Below are 15,992 nucleotides of genomic sequence, written 5' to 3'. Positions count from 1 at the left end.
TGCGATATACTCGCGATTATAAAAAACAACAACGAACAATTAGCCTTGAATAAAAAGTACCTCCTATTCGGACTGGCACTGCTTTTTTGCCTGACCCCACTGATAACCTCTCCTATTGCACTGGTAATCGGCTTTTTGCTGGCGAGCCTGGGCTTTGTGCCTAAAGAGCTGCCGCTCGCATCCTTAACTAAAAAACTGCTCTCTTATTCAATCATTGGACTAGGCTTCGGTATTAATTTCGAACAGGCACTTGCGGTCACATCGGATGGTATCGGTCTCATCATAGTAACGATTATCGGCACACTAGTGATTGGTTCACTCATTGCTAAAACTATTAAGTTGGAAACGACAACGGCGTACTTAATTTCATCTGGTACCGCGATTTGCGGCGGTAGTGCCATTGCTGCAGTTGCGCCTGCTATTAAGGCCAAAGATGAGCAGATTGGTTTGGCGCTAGCTACTGTGTTCGTTCTTAACTCTATTGCTCTGTTTGTGTTTCCTGTTATCGGCCACGCTCTGGGTTTAGACCAACAAACATTCGGAACATGGGCTGCTATTGCCATCCATGATACGTCTTCAGTGGTTGGCGCTGCTTCTGCATATGGTGAGGAAGCACTTACCACAGCGACAACTCTAAAACTCGCACGCGCGCTTTGGATTATTCCTGTCGCGTTAATCAGTGCAGTGATCTTCTCCCGAGGTAACAGAGAAGACGGTTCAGGCAAGTTGGCGATCCCTTACTTTATCTTTTGGTATTGTGCAGCGATCGCGTTCAGCGACTTGTTACCTCAGTTCGAGGTGATCTATCACGGTGTCTTTACGGTTGCGAAGCAAGCATTGGTTGTGTGTTTGTTTTTGATTGGCTGCAGTATTTCGGTCTCGAAGCTGATGTCTGCAGGCGCGAAGCCGCTACTGTTTGGTGTGAGTTTGTGGGTGCTGGTTTCTGTGATTTCACTGACCTGGCTAATCATTAGGGTCTGTTGACCTTTCGCGGTTAAATTTTGTTCGAGATAAAAGCGTTTTAATCGCGGCGAGAGGTTTGTAGCCTAGTCATTCTAAGCAAAACACCTCTCAACAAAGAGTAAAACGCTTTTAGCTGAACCCTTCGGGCAGCGTTTGTGGTTCCTTTCTACTGCGTTATCGGCTTATTAGGTAGGGCAACTACATTTCAAAGCCTCTGCCTTGTATAAAGAACCCACAAACTGCTGCAAAAATCAGCTCGAAAGGTCAACAGACCCTAGCTAATACCGGTCAAAATAGACCGTAAAAGCTGACACTTAAACGCTATTTGAATCGGCCTTATCTGCGGGGGGTCTGCGTTGTTGGTGATGGAAAAAGACCAAAGCGATGGTAATGATAAATGCGCTCAGTTCAGCTAAAGATTTCGCTAACCCTTCACTGATCAGGGACACGACTATCTGTAGCAAAATTGCCGCTATTAATGCCGTTTTGACCATACTGAACTTTATTCCTTTACACTCCATATCGAGGCGTAATTATGATTCAGTGTTATAAGGATACGAAATTCCCTTTCATACTAATACATAGCCAAATTGACTAACCTTACTTCAGGGAGTCTTATTCCGCTCGTCTATTAGCCAATCTTTCACAGCTTTGCGCGACACTTTTATTCCACCCTCAAGTAAGGCTGGCGAAAGCGCGTAATACGCCACTGGCCATTTAAACTTTTCCAGCTTAGCTTTTAAGTAATGCTCATAGTCCTGTTTGCTCAGCAAGTTGTTGGTTTGAATAACAGCAACAGGTCTGAAACCAAACTCAGCGTCTCCAATTGGCACCACTATGCTTTGAACGACGCTCTCGATTTGGTTAAGTGCCGCTTCAATTTCTTCGCAGTGAATATTCTCACCGCCAGAAATAAACTGATTGTCAGCCCTGCCAATAATCTTGAGCTCATCACCCTGCCATTCACCTAAATCTTTACTGTCAAACCAACCGGACTCATCCACCAGCGGTGTAATCTCACCTTGATAAAAGTAGCCAGAAGCTAATGTCTGACCACCGATATAAATACGTTGCCCGAGCAGTTTTATTTCCCGGTTTTGGAGTAAGTGCCCAGCATTACTGACATTGTCGATTTGCTTTGCTGTGACTGTAGACGCGGCTTCCGTCATGCCATAACCCAACCAAGTTTCAATCCCATGTTTTGATGCTCTTAGTGCCAGCTCATGCTCAACATGACTGCCACCCAGTAACACATGAGACAAAGACAACGCGGCCTTATCATCCAGTAAACGCTTGAGCTGAGTGGAAACCAAGGAAGCATGCGAAACATCTCGTATGTCGTGAGCCAGATTACCCGAGCCTACTTTCAACCTTGCCCCAGCATAAAGCCAGCGGTAGACAATCGCCAGACCGGAAACATGATAAAGAGGCAGAGACAATAGCCAGCTATCCTGCCCAGTAAACTTAAATTCCCTTAACAGACCCTGTGCAGAAGCAAAGTGTTGCCGGTGTGTGTGAACAACCGCTTTTGGCATTCCAGTCGAACCGGAGGTGAATACGACAGAGGCAGAGTTATCATGGTAATAATCACCTGCTACCCCATCGTTCGATAATTGAGTCTGAGCTTGTAAAGGAAAAAGCAAACTGCAGTTCAGTGCGCTAAGCTCCGATTTCGAATACGGTTTTACTCCGTCATTGGCAAACCAAACATAACGGCGCTGATTCAGTTTATAGAGCGTGTCGAGCTTGGTTTTAAGACTTTCTAACGGCTGTGGCATCGTCAATGCAACCATCACCCCAATTTCCTGAGCTGCAAGATAGAGCAGCACCGATTCTGGTTGATTTTTGCCGACTAACGTAATCACATCGCCGCCAGTTATGCCTTGTTGCTGCAAGTAAGATGCGTATTGACTGATTCGGGATTCAAGTTGCTGCCAGTTCAGAGCCTCATCCGGCGTCTCAAGAGCAATCGAAAATGGGCTCGATTGAGCCCAGTATTTCCAAGGTGCAATTGCAACATTGTCTATGCTGAATACCACACTAACTCCTGCTCAGTCAGCGGAATTATAGGAAGCTCGCACTTCGGCCAGCCGCGATCCAATTGCGCTTTAAATAAGCCAATTGTATCTAGACCAGGCACTTCATCCGGCAGTTGCCACTTGGCAAAACGTGCAAGTTGAGTAAGGCCTAAACTGGATTCAATACTTGAGCTAATGACCGCTTTCATACCCAGCGACTTTGCTTTCTCTATCAGTTTTATACAGAAACCGATTGAGCCAAGCAGAGTCGGTTTAATAATTACTGCTTTTACACCGGTCAGGTCTTCAAGTCTGAAATCCTCACGACGAGCCGCATCCTGTAAAGTCTCATCCCACGCAATCGCAATGCCGGTATTAATAGCGAACGACAAACTATGGCCTGGAGAGCGACAAGGCTCTTCTAAGAATGAGATTCGCTGACGTAAAGACGGGGTCACGTACTTAGCGAACTCCTGCGCTTTTTCTGGTGTCCAGGCGCGATTTGCATCAAGTCGTAAAGTGAGTTGAGGAATGGATTCCAGAAACAGGTTCACCAGCATACCGTCTCTAATCGGCTCATAAAGTCCCACTTTTACTTTGGCAACTTTTTCACCGCCCATCTCGTCCAGCTTTCGGATCAAGTCGTCAGGGTCACCGACACACAAAGGCGCGGTCTGGTATTTACCTTCACGCGGTAACTCACCGGACAACTCCAGCTGAGCCATAGACAAACCAAACGCCACAGATGGGTACATGTTGGCGTAATCAATTGGTAGTCCGGCAACCCAACGTTCAGCCTGATCCTGAAGCTGTATCCCCGCTTCATCTGTGCTTTCTAAGCTAAATCCGGCCAACGGTGCGACTTCACCCAGACCAGTCTGTCCATCCTCTGACAACTCGACAATGTAGCCGATACGTTCCGTTAATTTGTTATCACGTAGTATTACGCCACTGTCCATTGGGAGACAGTAACGGTAAATCTTCGCTGTACGCATCATCCTCTCCTAAACCGCGTAATCCAAGCATCTTGGCTAATCAAAAGCAGCCATATTACCGATAGGTGAGATGCTTGAGTCAAATCAAATACAGAGCAACGTTAAGGTGCACTGCTATACGGAAAATTAAGGGTTACGAGGGAATTTATCGAAGTCCGGGCGACGCTTCTCGTTAAAAGCGTTACGACCTTCCTGACCTTCGTCAGTCATGTAGAACATCATGGTTGCGTTACCCGCAAGTTCTTGCAGACCTGCCTGACCATCACAGTCAGCATTCAGGGCAGCTTTCAGACAGCGCAATGCCATTGGGCTGTGTTGCAGTACTTCACGGCACCAACGAACCGTTTCTTTTTCAAGATCATCAAGTGGCACAACGGTATTAACCAAGCCCATATCCAATGCTTCCTGCGCGTTGTAGAAGCGGCATAGGAACCAAATTTCGCGAGCTTTCTTCTGGCCAACAATACGAGCCATGTAAGAAGCGCCCCAACCACCGTCAAATGAGCCCACTTTAGGTCCTGTCTGACCAAACTGTGCGTTTTCTGCCGCAATGGTTAAGTCGCACATCATGTGCAGTACGTGGCCACCACCGACTGCCCATCCTGCCACTGATGCTATAACAGGTTTTGGACAAGTACGGATATCTCGTTGGAAATCCAGTACGTTTAAGTGATGAGTGCCTTGGTCATCTTTGTAACCACCGTAGTCACCACGAATCTTCTGGTCACCACCAGAACAGAAGGCATCCTCACCCAGACCGGTAAGGATAATGACGCCGACAGCAGAGTCGTAACGTGCATCTGCTAACGCATCAATCATCTCTTTTACTGTTTGCGGACGGAATGCATTACGTACTTGCGGACGCGCAATGGTTATTTTCGCGATACCATCGACAGACTTGTGATAATGGATATCTTCATACTTCTCGCTGCAATCTTTCCATTCAACCGGAGCGTAAAGCTCCTCTTCAGAAATACCTACTGTTTTTGCCATGGTGGTTCCCATTGTTATCGTTACTCTCACTCACAGGTGAGATTGAATGATTTGTTTTACATGTATCGCAAACTGTTCTGGTTGCTCTTGGTGGGCGTTGTGCCCTGCCCCCTTTATTTGTCGATACGTCAACCCGCAACTTTCTGCCAGCTGACTGAATTTTTTATCTTTTGTGCCACACAGGTAATAAACCGGCACACCTTGCTGTTGTAATGCTGGCAAAAGATAAGCTTGCTTTGACAACGATGTCGCCAGCAACATATTAGCTACCGCCGCGCCAAGATTAGCACTGCGCTTTGTAATTAATGTTTGTCTTTGCTCATGATTTAGTGAAGAAAACACCGCTTGTTGATACCAATCGCTCAAAACGTGTTCAAGCGGCTCGGTTTTAAAACGTATTGCCCAACGATAGTCGTTTTCTAACCTCGCTCGTCTCTCTGACTCTGTTTGAAGCCCGAAGTTTCCCCCTTCTATAATTGCGGTTCGAATATTGAGATCTGAGAAGCAATTAGAAGCGAGTCCGTGCATCGCAATTCGACCACCCATGGAGTAACTAATCACAATAAGTGGTTGGTGTGAGGGAAACAATAAAGATAGTGTAGAACTGACAAGTTTGCAGCAATCGTCTAAATCTCTGCACTCGACAGACTGACTGGCACCATGTCCGGGTAAATCAATGGTCAGCCGGTCAAACTGGGGTAACTCATCCAGACAAGTTTGCCAGTCCTCACCACTTCCCAACAAACCATGTAAAAACACCAAAGTGGGCATAGCGCCGCTTTGGTGCTTTTCCGTTGCGGGAAAGAACTCAGAACTTAGCATGCAGAGTCTTATTGAATATTTTAATAAGTTCAACAGCTTGGTTAGGTGGCGTTTGTACTTCTACCACTAACGTGCCCTGGCCCCATTCAAAATGCTCAGAGACTATTCGTTGATACTGCTCTAGCATTTTTGGTTGTTGGTAACTCAAACCAAACTGTTTGGCAGCATGTTCGAACTGGTAACCATGAGGCATTTGGTAATAAGCCTGACGTCTTTCTGCTGGCACAGGAAGAATGTCAAAAATCGCCCCGCCGTCATTGTTAGTGATAACGATGACCGCCGGCTGTGCGTTGTGGGTAAACAGTGATAGTGAGTTGAGATCATATAAAGCAGAGGTATCTCCAATATAAACCAGCAAAGGATTTCCCCGAGTGCGCTGAACGCCAGAAGCCGTTGCCAGGACGCCGTCAATACCCGACGCACCGCGATTAGAAAACACTTCCGTATTGCATAATCGGCCGAACATATCGACCAAGCGAACGAATAGGCTATTACCCAGAAAGACATCGACATTTCTCGCTCTTTCCTCAATATCCACAGCCAAGGCGACTTCATTTAAGTCAAAAGCCGATGCACTCAGAAATGAGTCATGGATATGCCTACTTACTTGCTCAATCTCTGTTCTTAGCTGATTTGCCCATCCAGACTCCTTAGCAACTACTTTACCAACACGCGCCACCCAATTTTCAGGAGATTCAATCCAGTGCAACTGAGGTAAGTGGCTTTGGTTATTGCGGCCAGGTCGTTCAGAAATATACCAATAATCAACAGGTTTGCCTTGATTGCAGTGACTGATCTGATTCTCAATCCAATGATTCAACCTTTTAGAAATAATACGGCTACCAAACTGGACAATCAGATCACATGACTCTAACTGCTGCGCGAGGTTCGATGCAGGCAGCCACAAATCATAGTGCGCCCACTCAGAGCTGATACCGCTCTGCGGGTCCGCTAGCACAGGCCAATCCATTTGTTGCGCAAATGAAAGTGCAGCATGAGCCTGCTTTAGAGGAAGACTGCCGATAAGCACCACCCCCTTTTTATCCTTACACGACGGTATCTCTCCGGCAGAAAGTGAACTAAAACGCGTAGTGTAGGTGCTGCGGCTTTCCCGCCAGGCGGTTACCGTACTGAGATAAGAGTGGTATTCGCTTTTAGCGCCAGTGGAATAAAGCGGCTCCGGGAAAGCGCAGTTGATATGAACCGCACAGCCATTCTGCTTTTGGGTAAACATCACATCATCAATAGACGTAAGCAGCCAGTTGAGAGAGGTATTCAGTGTCGGGCTTGGTAGGTTCAGACTGGCTGATACATGCTGAGAAAATATCCCCAGCTGATCGATGGCCTGATTAGCTCCGCAGCCCACCAGCTCAACAGGGCGATCAGCAGTTAGCAGCACCAGCTTTTCACCTGTCAGCCTGGCTTCAGCAACCGCCGGAAGTAAGTTTGCGACAGCAGTTCCCGATGTAACAATTACCGCGACCGGACTCTGACTCGCTTTCGCCAAACCGAGCGCCATAAAGCCCAGCCCGCGCTCATCGAAATGGGTATGAATCGTAAAATCGGGGTTATCAGCGGCTTCTAGCGTTAATGGTGTTGAGCGAGAACCTGGTGCAATACAAACGTGCTCTACCCCAAATCGATTCAGTTCTGTGAGTAAGGTTTCAGACCAGATACGATTTATTACAGCTTGATCATGACTCATGATGCCACTCCAAGCGGAGAGTGATCGGCGATAAGTGTTAGCAATGTTGACATTTTTTTATCCAGCTCCGCCCACTCATGTTCCGCAACCGATCCCGGCACAATGCCTGCACCGGCAAAAAGCTGTACCTGATCGCCAAGGACCAACGCACTTCTTATTGCTACACAAAACTCTGCCCGTTCATGGCTTAAGTATCCCATAGAACCGGCGTACCAACCGCGGGCAAACGGTTCATTATCTAAAATAAATTCCATTGACTCCTGGCGTGGCAGTCCGGCGACCGCAGCAGTGGGTTGCAGAGCCGATAGCAACTGCACACCATTAATCCCCGATTTCAGACTCGCATGGATATTACGCTTTAAATGCTGCACTTTTCGAAGACGTACCAGCCGTGGTTCAGCCTCGACCTCCACAGACTCAGAATGCTCGGACAAGCGATCGATAATATCGTCTACGACGTACTGGTTTTCATTGAGATTCTTCAGATCCTGCGACAACCAGTTTGCTAGTTCCATATCGTGAGTCGCGTTATCTCCGCGCCCAATCGTGCCAGCCAGTGCTTCAGTATAAAGTTCCTGACCAACTCGAGAATAGAGGCGTTCCGGCGTCGAGCCCATGAAGCTGTGTTTTCGATCCAAACTGAAAAGGAAATGAAAGCTGTGGTGGTTCTGGCTGTAACTCGCTTTAAGTAACTGCGCGGCACTAAGCTCATTGTCGAGTTGAAGAGTTGAACATCGTGCAAGAACGACTTTTTTGTAATCTTCGTTATCAATACCGGCAAGCACCTTGCTGACTAACTCACTCCATTCAGACTGAGTCGGCGTATGTACGATAGAGCGAATATGCGAAGAGATTGGAGTTAATGCAGCCACATCACAGACAAGTTTCTGCAGCCCGGCCAGGGTACGAGTTTTATCTTCATCAACATTAACAGCCAGTGACCATTGATCATCAAAACGAATCAGCTCAATTTGAGGTAAGAAGAAAAACGAAGGCATACAACGGCGATTTTTTTCATGTTGACCGTCGAACGAACGCCCGCCCCACACTCTTTGTCCCTCTCCCAAAATCGTGTAGGCAGCGCCGGGATCTACAAAAGTATGCAACTGCCCTAGCGCGACAACTTCTTCACGAGTATCACGGGATTGCCAGTAAAACTTGGGAAAAAGTGGTTGAGCATCAAGCCAATCAATAAACGAGAAATGAGGTTTCTCATTAAGAGGCTCCACCAGACGCATCGGATTGCCTTCTGTTTTCTGAACTTGTTTGATAATTCTTTGTACGGCTTGATAGAACTGAGACAAATCAACCTCGTAGTCTGTGAGGATAAAGGGTAACTATTGGCTACTCTATGTTTAGACCTTAAGCAAATCAAGGGACTATGCGATCTTTTGTACACTCTCAAAATAGCCGTCGACTAAAACACAACCAGCGAACAGATAATTTACAGATATATATTCTATTAAAATACAAATTACTGTATTTTAATAAAGAAATTAATGAATTTTTAGGAATCAAACAATGCAAAATATCGGGATGTCGTCAAAACTCGATAATGTCTGCTATGACATTAGGGGACCTGTACTCAAACATGCTAAACGCATGGAGGAAGAAGGGCATAAAATCCTAAAGCTAAATATTGGCAACCCCGCCCCATTTGGTTTTGACGCCCCTGATGAGATTCTAGTAGATGTAATCCGGAATATGCCAACTTCTCAGGGTTACTGTGATTCCAAAGGTATTTACTCGGCACGTAAAGCGGTTGTTCAACACTATCAGCGCAAAGGTATACGCTCTCTGGATGTAGAAGATGTGTATGTCGGCAACGGCGTATCTGAGCTCATCATGATGTCGATGCAAGCGCTCTTGAACAATGGCGACGAAATGTTGATCCCTGCTCCGGACTATCCGCTATGGACTGCCTCTGTGGCTTTGTCTGGCGGTAAGCCTGTCCATTACCTGTGTGATGAACAATCAGATTGGTACCCGGATCTCGAAGATATCAAGAGTAAGATCACACCAAAGACTCGTGGACTTGTCCTGATCAACCCGAACAACCCGACGGGTGCGGTCTACAGCAGAGATTTCCTTCTCGAAATGATAGAAATTGCCCGTCAGCATAAACTGATCATCTTTGCTGACGAAATTTACGACAAAGTCCTTTACGACGGTGCAACGCACACATCTGTCGCGACCCTGACTGAAGATGTATTGGTAATGACATTTAACGGTCTGTCCAAAGCATACCGTGTTTGTGGCTTCCGTGGTGGCTGGATGTTCCTGACCGGCCCTAAACATTTGGCTGAAGGTTATGTGAAAGGGCTAGAGCTGCTGTCCTCTATGCGTTTGTGCGCCAACGTTCCGATGCAACACGCTATCCAGACTGCGTTGGGTGGTTATCAGAGCATCAATGAGCTGATACTTCCTGGCGGTCGCTTGCTTGAGCAACGTAATCGCGCTTACGAACTGATCACGCAAATTCCGGGTGTATCCTGCGTTAAGCCTAAAGGTGCTATGTACCTGTTCCCGAAAATTGATACCAAAAAATACAACATCAAGAATGACCAGCAAATGGTGCTTGATTTCCTGAAGCAGGAAAAAGTGTTGCTCGTTCAGGGCACCGGCTTCAACTGGCCAAAACCGGATCACTTCCGGATAGTTACGCTGCCACATGTTGAAGATCTTGAAACCGCAATCGGACGATTCGAACGTTTCTTATCTACCTATAGCCAGTAGTAATTAATTCCGATCTCTCATATGCTTATAGGAGCTCATAACGAGCTCCTTTTTTTATTCCAGAATAGGAGAAAGCCATGAAAGAAAGTCATTTTTTCGCCCATTTGGCAAGAATGAAGCTGATCCAACGCTGGCCGCTAATGCGCTCTGTGTCAACAGAGAACGTCTCAGAGCATAGTTTACAGGTTGCTTTTGTCGCTCACGCTTTAGCGCTTATCAAAAACAAAAAATTCGGCGGAAGTGTTAACGCCGAAAGAATCGCACTGCTTGCGATGTATCATGACTCCAGTGAAGTCCTTACCGGCGACTTACCGACTCCGGTAAAATACTACAACCCAGAAATCAGTAAAGAATATAAGAAAATAGAAGCAGCAGCGGAACAGAAACTCCTGTCGATGCTACCGGAAGAGTTCCACGACGACTTTGCGCCTTTTCTACTCTCACATTCCGCGCACGAAGAAGATGCGAAAATCGTCAAACAAGCTGACTCAGTTTGTGCTTATCTTAAATGCTTAGAAGAGCTGAGTGCAGGAAACCACGAATTTGCACTTGCGAAAAAACGCCTTGAGGTCACGCTTCAGGAACGACACACACCAGAAATGGATTATTTTCTGACTACCTTTGCCCCGAGCTTTGAGTTGTCACTGGATGAAATTAGCTAGTTGGAGACACAAGTGTCATTTGAATTACACACTCAATGGCAAGAGCGCCATGATGACGAGCACAAAATCCGCCGGGACGACCACCGCAGCCCATATCAGCGCGACAGAGCACGTATTCTGCATTCTGCTGCGTTTCGCCGCTTACAAGCCAAGACACAGGTGCACGGCAACAGTCTTGAAGACTTCCACCGAACCCGTTTAACCCACTCCATCGAAGCGGCTCAGCTGGGCACAGGTATCGTTGCACAGCTGAAAAAGAAACAACCGGAATTTCGTTATCTGTTGCCCTCCGACAGCCTGATAGATTCACTTTGTCTGGCACATGATATTGGTCATCCGCCTTATGGACATGGTGGGGAAACCGCATTGAACTACATGATGCGTGAACACGGCGGATTCGAAGGCAATGCACAAACCTTTCGTATCGTGACCAAGTTAGAGCCGTATACGGAACACTTTGGTATGAATCTGTCACGCCGAACTTTGCTTGGCCTGATTAAGTACCCGGCTCTGATTAGTCAGACTCGCTCAACCAGTTTACCGCCTCCTGCCGAGCATCAACGTAAACTGAAAGCACACGAATGGTATCCGGCGAAAGGGATTTATGACTGCGACAAAGCGTTATTCGACTGGGTTCTTGAGCCTCTTACAGACACAGATAAAACCTTGCTTAGCCAGATGCGTTATGAACCAGAGTCGGAGTTTGAGCACAGTAAAACTCGCTTTAAATCGCTTGATTGCTCGATCATGGAGCTTGCAGATGATATTGCCTATGGAGTTCACGATCTCGAAGACGCGATTGTCCTCGGAATGGTAACTCGTCAGCAATGGCAAGATGGCGCGGCACGTCATCTATCCAGTTGTGGTGACCCGTGGTTTGAAGCACATATTGACTCTATCGGGCAAATGTTGTTTAGCGGTAAACACCATGAAAGAAAAGACGCGATTGGCGGTATGGTTAATGCCTTACTTACCAGTATTTCAATACAAGCCGTAGATGAAGTATTTACCAGCCCGCTGCTAGCCTGGAATGCCTGCTTAGAGCCGCAGACAGCAAAAGCTCTAGAACTCCTGAAAAGCTTTGTCAGTCAGTATGTTATTCAAGTGCCGCAAGTACAAATTGTGGAGTATAAGGGTCAGCAGATCATCATGGATTTATTTGAAGCGCTGACCGCTGCGCCTGAGCGCCTGCTCCCAATCCACACCAAAGCACTTTGGTGCGAAGCAGTAACAGAAAGCGACAAAATGAGAATAATCGCCGACTACATTTCAGCCATGACAGACGGTCACGCACAGAAACTCCATCGACAACTGTTCTCGCCAATGTCCTTATAGCTGTATTTATAATCCCTTCAACCAGTTATTTTCAAATAGTTCTTTTCAAAAACGCCCGGAGGCATCTGGGCGATTTGAAACTCTATCATCTTTTCAAATGCCGTTAGTAAAGGCGTGAAATTGTTTGTCGGTTCGAGCTGACTTAACGCATAAAAACCAGCCTCTACTGTTGATAAGCTGTTCTCAGACGGCGCTTTACGGATCGTATAACTCCCCTGAAGATTATCAGGTAGCCTGACTGTTGGCAGAGAATGCAGATTACTCGACAGCTGCCACATTTTATACGCTTTCTTCCACGTTCCATCCAGCAGTATCAAACGAGTCTTCTTTTTATTAATGCCCTCGCCTTCGACAAGTTCTGAAAGGCAAACGGACTGCTCAGACGGGTAGAGAATCATATGTTGATAGTTGTCATCAGCAAGCAGATTGTTAAGCGTTTGATCCTGAGAAAAGTCCTCACCGATCAGGCAAGTACAGTTTTCTAAACTTAATTTGAGAATCCGTGCCGTACCCAGGGGACGATGCTCTTCACTACGATGCTGAAGAATGATAAGTTCAACTGCGCTTTCTAGCGGTACAATCCAGGAGCAAATACAAGCTTTGCGTGATTTTCCACACTGAGAACAATAACGAGACATAGAGTGAACCTTTATACTTTGCTGACAATTATCAGCGTTATCTGCTTAGCGCTACAGTTTGAGCCTTTGACAAGCATGAGTGAATGGCATGCTTATAATATTCGTCACGGAGAGTGGTGGCGAATCGTAACAGGAAATTTAACTCATACCAACTTTGCTCATTTAGGGATGAACCTGGCAGGGCTATGGGTGATTAGCTTCATTTTCCGCCCAAGTACACGAAACTTCCTTATCGTTTTTCTTTTGCTTTGTACTTTCGTTGGTGCACTAAACTTAGTTACGAATATGTCAGTCTACGTCGGGCTGTCAGGAGTACTGCACGGACTGTTCGGTTTCTGGGCCCTTCGGGAAGTTTTTGAAGCAAGAAGAAGCAGTATATTACTCGTTGCAGGCTTGGTTGCTAAAGTAGTATGGGAGCAAGTTTATGGCCCTTCGACGAGCACAGCAGCGATGATTGGTGCACGTGTTGCGGTAGATGCACATATGTTTGGGGCAATCGGAGGGCTTGGTATGGCACTAATAGAAAAAGGCTTTCACCGTCGCCTGTTTGGATAAAATGTTTGGAGAAAAAATCCCGAGCCACGAAAACGGTTTGGCTCGGGAAAGCAGTAATTGGAAACTCAAACAAAGTAATGTAAAAAGTTCGTAGCTAGAGGAGAATACGCCCTTCATTTTTCTCCAGAGTAGCCGCACCAATTCCTTTAATATTGGAAAGCTCATTTACGGTTTTAAACGGACCGTGCTCGGTACGGTAGTCCACTATATCCTGTGCTTTCTTTGCACCAATACCTTTCAGCATTGTCGCGATTTCTTTTGCAGATGCAGTATTCACATTAACTGTAATTTCAATGCCTTCATATTTATCTGTGTCCGAGTCTGCCGCCAAGCCAAGCGGTGCAAACATACATAAACACAAAGTCAAAACCCACTTCATATTAAACATAAGCTCTCTCAATTAGCGTATAAAATCAGAGCACTAATTTAGGCAAAGCTTCCGAATCATTGAAGTTGATTGAGATAAAATTAAAACGGGCCGCTTATGCGGCCCGTTTTAGCTAACATGCAAATTACATTAAGAATGCTTAGTTGCTCACAATATAGTATTCAATATCGGTATTAGCTCGTAACACAGCCAGTACAGAAGATAGATCCTGTTGTGAAGAAGAACGTTGCATCTGCATCGCTACCTGCTCTTCCAACGAGCTGTCCAATGCAGCTTTTACTGAATCCAGCTCGATCACAACCACGTTACCGTCCAGATCTTTCGATTGACCGTAGACAGGCTTACCGTCAACTGGTTTTGCCATCGCAAATACCGATGCAGCGTGCGGAGAACGACGATCTACCGTTTCTTGTTCACCAAATGCCAAGTTATTTTCAGCAAGAACTGCAGTGTTACCCTCATTAAGCTGAGCAACGACATCTGTAGCAAGCTCTAGTGCGCCTTGTTCACCTTTAACACGTGAGAGCTCGGCAACAACTTGCTCTTTAACATCAGCAATAGGAAGAACCGTTTCTGGGCGTGTGTCTTCAACTCGAACAACGACAATGTGCTCTGGGGCGACTTCAATCGCTTCTGAGTTCAGGCCATCTTCTTTCACTTCCGGGCTTAAGATTGCTTGCATGACTTCTGGATTACGAAGTACTTCCGGAGCATCTGCCTGAGAAACGAAGTCTGTAGTCTTCACCTTTTGATCAATGGCTTTCGAAGCATCATCTAGTGAATCAGGGAATTCAAACGCGACACGCTCAAGCTCATTTTGTAACTCGTAGAACTTATCAACCGCTTTCTGATCAACCATTTCTTGTTTGATTTCAGCTTCAACATCAGCAAATGGTTTTGCTACTGAATCTTTTAGCTCTTCAAGCTTGATAATGTGGTAACCGAAATCAGACTTAACTAACTCAGACATATCACCAGGGTTCTTAAGGGCGAATGCTGCCGCTTCGAATGCTGGATCCATAACATCACGCTCAATCCAGCCTAAATCGCCGCCATTTTCTGCGCTACCGAAGTCGTCAGACTTTTCTTGAGCAAGTGCTGCGAAATCGGCACCATTATTCAGCTCGTCCAGAATCGCCTGAGCTTTCGCTTCATCATCACCTTCTACAAGAATATGAGCGACACGACGTTGCTCTCCTGAAGAGTATTTATCCAGATGTTCATCATAGTAGTTCTTAACGTCTTCATCAGATACTTGGATCTGTTTCTTCAGACTTTCGGCTGATAGCTCAACGTAAGACACTTTCGCCTGTTCCGGGCGAGTAAAGTTGTCCTGGTTTGCTTTGTAGTAGTCCTGAATTTCTTCATCGGTTAGTTCTACGTTTTTAGCAAACTCAGCTAAATCGATTGTGATAGTGCGAATATCACGAGTTTGAGTAAACAGTTCACCGCCGGCTTGTACTTCACCCGGTAACGTAAACTCACTGGTTTGTAGTGCGTTCAGTAGTTGCTCACGAACAAGCTCGCGACGCATGTATTCTGCAAATGAATCCGGAGAGAAACCTGCACGGCGCAGAGATGCCTGGTAGACTTCCTGATCGAACTGACCGTTTGACTGGAACTGAGGCATATCTAAAATCATGCTACGAACTTGCTCATCGCTGATTCGAAGACCCAGAGCTTCTGCCTGCTGGTCTAGCAATACGTCGTTGATCATACGATCGAGAACTGATTTGCGGAAAGATTCAACGTATGCCGGATCTGCCAGCATCTGAGAGAAATACTCGCCTAACTGAGCTTGCATGCGGTTACGCTCATTTTGGTAAGCCATCTCGAATTCACCGCGAGGTATATCAGTATTTCCTACTTTTGCCGCTGAGTTGTTGTTGCCACCAACAATGTAGCTACCTACACCCGCAAATACGAAAGACAGGATGATAAGCCCAAGGATAATTTTGACCGCGATGCTATTCACGCCTTCGCGTAGTCGATCCATCATAATTTAACTGCTCTCCACAATTGAAGCATACGGCTTCTACTAAAAAATTTACTGACGCGATAATATCAGAAAAAGAAATGCGCATCAGTATGATGCGCATAATTTAAGAAAGTTCGGCTCGAAGTTTGTAAATTTTTGTTCAAAACTCATTGTTTGAGCAAAAGATATTCAAATAGCCAACTA

The 15,992-nt window shown here is 46.1% G+C and carries 15 protein-coding genes; 5 read left to right on the top strand and 10 right to left on the bottom strand.

The genetic code is table 11. From position 1 onward, the window contains the following. Window positions 1–45: 45 nt before the first annotated feature. The gene (locus KHN79_RS04510; RefSeq protein WP_182011117.1) at window positions 46–984 is read left to right on the top strand and encodes a putative sulfate exporter family transporter; all 939 of its coding nucleotides are present in this window, start codon (window positions 46–48) and stop codon (window positions 982–984) included. Window positions 985–1,277: 293 nt separating this feature from the next. Here KHN79_RS04510 and KHN79_RS04505 read toward each other — a convergent pair whose 3' ends face one another. The 7 genes from KHN79_RS04505 to KHN79_RS04475 all read right to left on the bottom strand — a co-directional run bounded on the left by KHN79_RS04505 (window position 1,278) and on the right by KHN79_RS04475 (window position 8,800). Beyond that, entirely contained in the window at window positions 1,278–1,457 is a 180-nt protein-coding gene (locus KHN79_RS04505; RefSeq protein WP_182011108.1) for a hypothetical protein, read from the bottom strand. Window positions 1,458–1,568: 111 nt separating this feature from the next. Beyond that, a complete protein-coding gene (gene menE, locus KHN79_RS04500) occupies window positions 1,569–3,002 on the bottom strand; it encodes an o-succinylbenzoate--CoA ligase (RefSeq protein WP_182011107.1) in 1,434 nt (477 codons plus the stop codon). Next, entirely contained in the window at window positions 2,987–3,976 is a 990-nt protein-coding gene (menC, locus tag KHN79_RS04495) for an o-succinylbenzoate synthase (RefSeq protein WP_182011106.1), read from the bottom strand. Before menC ends, menE begins: the two co-directional genes overlap by 16 nt. A 126-nt stretch (window positions 3,977–4,102) precedes the next feature. Further along, complete coding sequence (gene menB, locus KHN79_RS04490; protein WP_182011105.1) at window positions 4,103–4,969, bottom strand: 1,4-dihydroxy-2-naphthoyl-CoA synthase; 867 nt, start codon at window positions 4,967–4,969, stop codon at window positions 4,103–4,105. Window positions 4,970–4,999: 30 nt separating this feature from the next. Next, a complete protein-coding gene (gene menH / locus KHN79_RS04485; protein WP_182011104.1) occupies window positions 5,000–5,791 on the bottom strand; it encodes a 2-succinyl-6-hydroxy-2,4-cyclohexadiene-1-carboxylate synthase in 792 nt (263 codons plus the stop codon). Next, window positions 5,778–7,496 (bottom strand): 2-succinyl-5-enolpyruvyl-6-hydroxy-3-cyclohexene-1-carboxylic-acid synthase, encoded by a 1,719-nt coding sequence (gene menD, locus KHN79_RS04480; RefSeq protein ID WP_182011103.1) that lies wholly within the window; start codon window positions 7,494–7,496, stop codon window positions 5,778–5,780. The genes menH and menD overlap by 14 nt, the downstream gene beginning before the upstream one ends. Further along, the gene (locus tag KHN79_RS04475) at window positions 7,493–8,800 is read right to left on the bottom strand and encodes an isochorismate synthase (RefSeq protein WP_182011102.1); all 1,308 of its coding nucleotides are present in this window, start codon (window positions 8,798–8,800) and stop codon (window positions 7,493–7,495) included. The genes menD and KHN79_RS04475 overlap by 4 nt, the downstream gene beginning before the upstream one ends. A 217-nt stretch (window positions 8,801–9,017) precedes the next feature. Here KHN79_RS04475 and KHN79_RS04470 point away from each other — a divergent pair, with 217 nt between their 5' ends. From KHN79_RS04470 to KHN79_RS04460, 3 genes are all read left to right on the top strand, one after another. Continuing rightward, window positions 9,018–10,232 carry a pyridoxal phosphate-dependent aminotransferase gene (locus KHN79_RS04470; protein ID WP_182011101.1) on the top strand — a complete coding sequence of 405 codons (1,215 nt, stop codon included), beginning with the start codon at window positions 9,018–9,020 and terminating at the stop codon, window positions 10,230–10,232. A gap of 77 nt (window positions 10,233–10,309) precedes the next feature. Further along, on the top strand, window positions 10,310–10,894 hold the full coding sequence (gene yfbR, locus KHN79_RS04465) for a 5'-deoxynucleotidase (protein ID WP_182011100.1): 585 nt from the start codon (window positions 10,310–10,312) through the stop codon (window positions 10,892–10,894). Continuing rightward, window positions 10,895–12,229 carry an anti-phage deoxyguanosine triphosphatase gene (locus tag KHN79_RS04460; RefSeq protein ID WP_182011099.1) on the top strand — a complete coding sequence of 445 codons (1,335 nt, stop codon included), beginning with the start codon at window positions 10,895–10,897 and terminating at the stop codon, window positions 12,227–12,229. A gap of 17 nt (window positions 12,230–12,246) precedes the next feature. Here the strand turns inward: KHN79_RS04460 and KHN79_RS04455 are convergent, their stop codons facing one another. Further along, window positions 12,247–12,867 carry a DTW domain-containing protein gene (locus tag KHN79_RS04455; RefSeq protein WP_182011098.1) on the bottom strand — a complete coding sequence of 207 codons (621 nt, stop codon included), beginning with the start codon at window positions 12,865–12,867 and terminating at the stop codon, window positions 12,247–12,249. A 3-nt stretch (window positions 12,868–12,870) separates the two neighbouring features. On the opposite strand from KHN79_RS04455, the gene rrtA reads away from it, so the two are divergent. Further along, window positions 12,871–13,422, top strand: a complete 552-nt coding sequence (gene rrtA / locus KHN79_RS04450; protein WP_182011097.1) for a rhombosortase — start codon at window positions 12,871–12,873, stop codon at window positions 13,420–13,422. Window positions 13,423–13,516: 94 nt separating this feature from the next. Here rrtA and KHN79_RS04445 read toward each other — a convergent pair whose 3' ends face one another. Both KHN79_RS04445 and ppiD read right to left on the bottom strand, forming a co-directional pair. After that, window positions 13,517–13,801: a helix-hairpin-helix domain-containing protein gene (locus KHN79_RS04445; protein ID WP_182011116.1), complete on the bottom strand. Its 285-nt coding sequence runs from the start codon at window positions 13,799–13,801 to the stop codon at window positions 13,517–13,519. 148 nt (window positions 13,802–13,949) lie between these two features. Next, complete coding sequence (gene ppiD, locus KHN79_RS04440) at window positions 13,950–15,809, bottom strand: peptidylprolyl isomerase (RefSeq protein WP_182011096.1); 1,860 nt, start codon at window positions 15,807–15,809, stop codon at window positions 13,950–13,952. Between the last annotated feature and the right edge of the window lie 183 nt (window positions 15,810–15,992).

The organism is Vibrio sp. B1FLJ16 (genome assembly GCF_905175385.1).
Taxonomy (GTDB): Bacteria; Pseudomonadota; Gammaproteobacteria; order Enterobacterales; family Vibrionaceae; genus Vibrio.
This window is presented reverse-complemented; position numbering and strand designations above follow the sequence as displayed.

Bases quoted from the DNA above. Each gene is read 5' to 3' on its own strand.
- KHN79_RS04505 (WP_182011108.1), bottom strand. From the start codon at position 1,457: ATGGTCAAAACGGCATTAATAGCGGCAATTTTGCTACAGATAGTCGTG.
- menC (WP_182011106.1), bottom strand. From the start codon at position 3,976: ATGCGTACAGCGAAGATTTACCGTTACTGTCTCCCAATGGACAGTGGC.
- menB (WP_182011105.1), bottom strand. From the start codon at position 4,969: ATGGCAAAAACAGTAGGTATTTCTGAAGAGGAGCTTTACGCTCCGGTT.
- menH (WP_182011104.1), bottom strand. From the start codon at position 5,791: ATGCTAAGTTCTGAGTTCTTTCCCGCAACGGAAAAGCACCAAAGCGGC.
- menD (WP_182011103.1), bottom strand. From the start codon at position 7,496: ATGAGTCATGATCAAGCTGTAATAAATCGTATCTGGTCTGAAACCTTA.
- KHN79_RS04470 (WP_182011101.1), top strand. From the start codon at position 9,018: ATGCAAAATATCGGGATGTCGTCAAAACTCGATAATGTCTGCTATGAC.
- yfbR (WP_182011100.1), top strand. From the start codon at position 10,310: ATGAAAGAAAGTCATTTTTTCGCCCATTTGGCAAGAATGAAGCTGATC.
- KHN79_RS04455 (WP_182011098.1), bottom strand. From the start codon at position 12,867: ATGTCTCGTTATTGTTCTCAGTGTGGAAAATCACGCAAAGCTTGTATT.
- KHN79_RS04445 (WP_182011116.1), bottom strand. From the start codon at position 13,801: ATGAAGTGGGTTTTGACTTTGTGTTTATGTATGTTTGCACCGCTTGGC.
- ppiD (WP_182011096.1), bottom strand. From the start codon at position 15,809: ATGATGGATCGACTACGCGAAGGCGTGAATAGCATCGCGGTCAAAATT.